At 52.0% G+C, this 3337-nt stretch carries 3 protein-coding genes; all 3 read left to right on the forward strand.

Annotated features, from left to right (window positions below):
• Positions 1 to 695 precede the first annotated feature (695 nt).
• Positions 696 to 1322 carry a class I SAM-dependent methyltransferase gene (locus RMSM_RS35815; RefSeq protein ID WP_008709594.1) on the forward strand — a complete coding sequence of 209 codons (627 nt, stop codon included), beginning with the start codon at positions 696 to 698 and terminating at the stop codon, positions 1320 to 1322.
• Positions 1323 to 1562: 240 nt separating this feature from the next.
• Positions 1563 to 1841, forward strand: coding sequence for a hypothetical protein (locus RMSM_RS35820; RefSeq protein WP_040771370.1), 279 nt, complete (start codon positions 1563 to 1565; stop codon positions 1839 to 1841).
• Positions 1842 to 2145: 304 nt separating this feature from the next.
• Positions 2146 to 3337: DUF2254 domain-containing protein (locus tag RMSM_RS35825; protein WP_008709598.1), on the forward strand; the 1192-nt coding region annotated here is incomplete at its 3' end.

Genomic DNA, 3337 nt, shown 5'->3' on the forward strand with positions numbered 1-3337 from the left:
TACTCAAGCGGCCGCTGAAAAACTGCAAGAGTGCAGCACTCACTATGTCACCGAGCCTGCCAAGGACATTATGGGGCGGCTGAGTGAGTATGCGCACGAAAAGCCGGATGTCGCCGCGATGTGGTGCTTTGGGCTTGGTTTGATCGTCGGCTGGAAATTGCGAGGGTAATTCTTCTGCTCGCTCCCCTTAGGTCGTGCGGCCATTGGTGCCGCGCGGCCTATTTTTCTTAGGCTATCTCTTTTAGGCGTCACACACTGACGCAATTTTGCCTCGATGGGCAACCGCGTCTACACACTCGTTTTATAGCGGCGAGCTTTCGTTTGAATGCTCGCGTGCTGCAGCGAAGCTCGCTGTGGACATCCCTGTGTTGCGTTTGTCTATTCTAGCGGTCTCTACCGCCCCGTTCGTATGGCAAGTTCTTATTCCTTAAGGACTGGCACTTTAGTGCTTGTCACGCCCCATCCTGCTTTGCGTTATGACGTATTGCGTGTCTCATTGCCGCATCACGATAGCGGCGGCACAACGTTTGCTTTTCGACTTGCTTTTAGTCGTATCGTGACAATTCGTAAAAATTGCCGGGTGCTTTCTGCAGCCGTGTTTCGTCCGGTTTACGCCGAATCGTCATGATCCATTGCTCCTAAAAGACAATTCACCCCCATACTTAGTTTAAAAGCAACTAAAGCAGGATTAGCAAATGCCTCTATCAATCGGACAACCGCAAACAACTTCGTTTGCCAAGCGGGCGTTTCATGTTTTCAAGGCTTGGATGAAGCAGCCGACCCAAGTGGCAACCATTTGTCCTAGTTCACCGTTCCTGATGGAAAATATTGCGGACCGCGACTGCGTCCGAAACGCGTCGTCGGTGGTCGAGCTAGGCCCCGGTGCTGGTGGAACGACGTTGGCCCTTTTGGCACAGATGCGACCCGATGGACGCCTGCTCGCGATCGAAAAAACAGATGCGTTTCGAGAAGCATTGGACGATATTGCGGATCCACGGTTCACGCCTCACATCGGAGACGCTACGGACCTGATCACGCTACTCGAACAACACCAATTCGGACGTCCCGATGTGATCGTTTCAGGAGTCCCCTTCAGTGCCATTCCGCCCGCCGTCGCCAAGAATCTCGTTCAAGCAATCCACCAGGTACTGAAGCCGGGGGGCGAATTTATTGCCTATCAAGTTCGTTCGGATGTGGAACGTTTTGCACGTCCGTTATTTGGACCCGCCGAAACCGAAAAAATCGCCATCAATATTCCGCCTTTGACTGTTTTCACCTGGCGAAAAATCCAATCGCCTTCAATGACGCGAGACATCGCATAGAGTGCTTTGCGAGGCTTTTGATGTGATTTGCCATCGACCAGCCTGCTGCGTGACCGAGCGGAAATCGGCCATTTTTGCAAATAATCGACCGAAATGGGCAATTACGGAGGAGTCACCCGGTATTGGCACGGTGCTTGCAATTTGAGCGTAATCAACCGGACTGTTGCTTGTCGAATCACCGTTTGTTTGTGTTGCCGGTCACCAACGAACTGTTGGACAATAAAGTTGGAAAACAAAATCATGATTAAGAAATTTGCGAGTCTTACTGTGGCTCTACTGTTGGCGTTCGTTACCGTTGGTTGCGATGTTGACAAGACCGAAGAAGGCAGGATGCCCGACCTCGATGTCGATGTCAGCGGCGATCCGGGCAAGATGCCTGCCTACGATGTCGAAGGCCCCGACGTCGACGTATCGATGGAGGAGAAGAGGGTCGATGTTCCCGATGTTGATGTGAACATGAAGGAAAAAGAAATGTCCGTTCCCGACATCGATGTCAGCGTGCCTGACGATAACGAGTAAGACGTCTAGGAGAGACCCACGGTTTGATCCGAGTCGCATTGGCATATCCATAGTCGTCGTAGATGTGAAAGCGGCAACTTGATTGCTGTGGGCTTCACCGTTTGGGGTAAACCAAGGCTGGCAATTTGAACACACCGACACGCGTGGATCGATCTTAGGATGGTTCACGCGTGTTTCTTTTTTCACTGACACTTCTTTTCTCACTCAATGTCAGCCCGCGAGTGCCGCATTTGCGACATCGTTTCAGGTTGATATAGGTTAGCAAACGGCTCTAGCGAAAATATGCGCAGCGGAACTGTGGCCTATGAAAGCTCTCATCATTACATGGACATCTCGCGTCCGCGATAGCTATTGGTTTGTGCCGTCGGTATTGGCTGTTACTGCGCTGATGTTGTCGTTTGTCACGACGGAGTTGGACAATCATTTTGGTTCCGAGTGGCTCGAAGAAATCGGGTGGCTTTACGCGAACGAACCCGCGGGAGCCAGGGCGGTGTTATCAACGGTTGCGGGGTCGATGATCACCGTGGCTGGGGTCACATTTTCGATGACGATTTTGTCGATCTCTTACACCACGTCCCAGGTCGGTGCTCGCTTGCTGAATAATTTCATGCGAGATCGCGGCAACCAGATCACGTTAGGAGTATTCATCTCGACGTTTCTGTATTGCTTGATGGTTTTGCGTACGGTCCGCAATGCCGAGTCAGCGCCGGTAGGCGATATGGCGAAGCAAGAATTGGCGTCTGCGTTTGTACCACACATTGCCGTGATCGTCGGGATCATGTTGGCGATTCTCAGCGTGGCGGTGCTGATCTATTTCATCCACCATATTCCTGAGAGTATCCATGTTTCCAACATCCTGGCGGGGATTGGAGGCGATTTAAATCGACAGATCGAGCGTCAATTTCCCGCTCGCGTCGGCAAGCCACACGAAGATCTCAGTCAGCGGCAAGTGGATTCCAATCTGCCACCATCATTTTATGAGACCGCAAAAACAATTCGCTCCCGAGGGTCCGGATACGTTGAATTCGTAGATATGGATGGGGTGATGGGCATTGCCGTTGAGCACGACCTGACCATCCGCATGCGTTTTCGCGCTGGGGATTTCGTTACGCCGGGCAATGTTTTGATGTTGGCGTCACCGGCATCACGCGTCAGTGATGAGATTGTCGATCAATTAAGAGCCACCTATGTATCCGGGGCACAGCGAACGGCAAAGCAAAACTTGCGGTTTGTCTTCAATCAATTGGTCGAGGTGGCCGAGCGAGCGCTTTCGCCCGGAGTAAATGACCCGTTCACCGCGATTAGTTGTATGGATTGGCTGCAATCGGCACTCCAGCATTTGGCCGAGCGTGAGATGCCCGATGCCTACCGTTACGATTCAAATGACAAACTGCGGATCGTGGCCGAACCAGAGACGTTTAGCGATTTTGTGTCACTTGTCTCGGATCAATTGCGGCCGTATGTCGCCGCCGATCGCAACGCATCGATCCATATGA

The organism is Rhodopirellula maiorica SM1 (genome assembly GCF_000346295.1).
In the GTDB taxonomy this organism is placed as follows: Bacteria; Planctomycetota; Planctomycetia; order Pirellulales; family Pirellulaceae; genus Novipirellula; species Novipirellula maiorica.

Bases quoted from the DNA above. Each gene is read 5' to 3' on its own strand.
- RMSM_RS35815 (WP_008709594.1), top strand. From the start codon at position 696: ATGCCTCTATCAATCGGACAACCGCAAACAACTTCGTTTGCCAAGCGG.
- RMSM_RS35820 (WP_040771370.1), top strand. From the start codon at position 1,563: ATGATTAAGAAATTTGCGAGTCTTACTGTGGCTCTACTGTTGGCGTTC.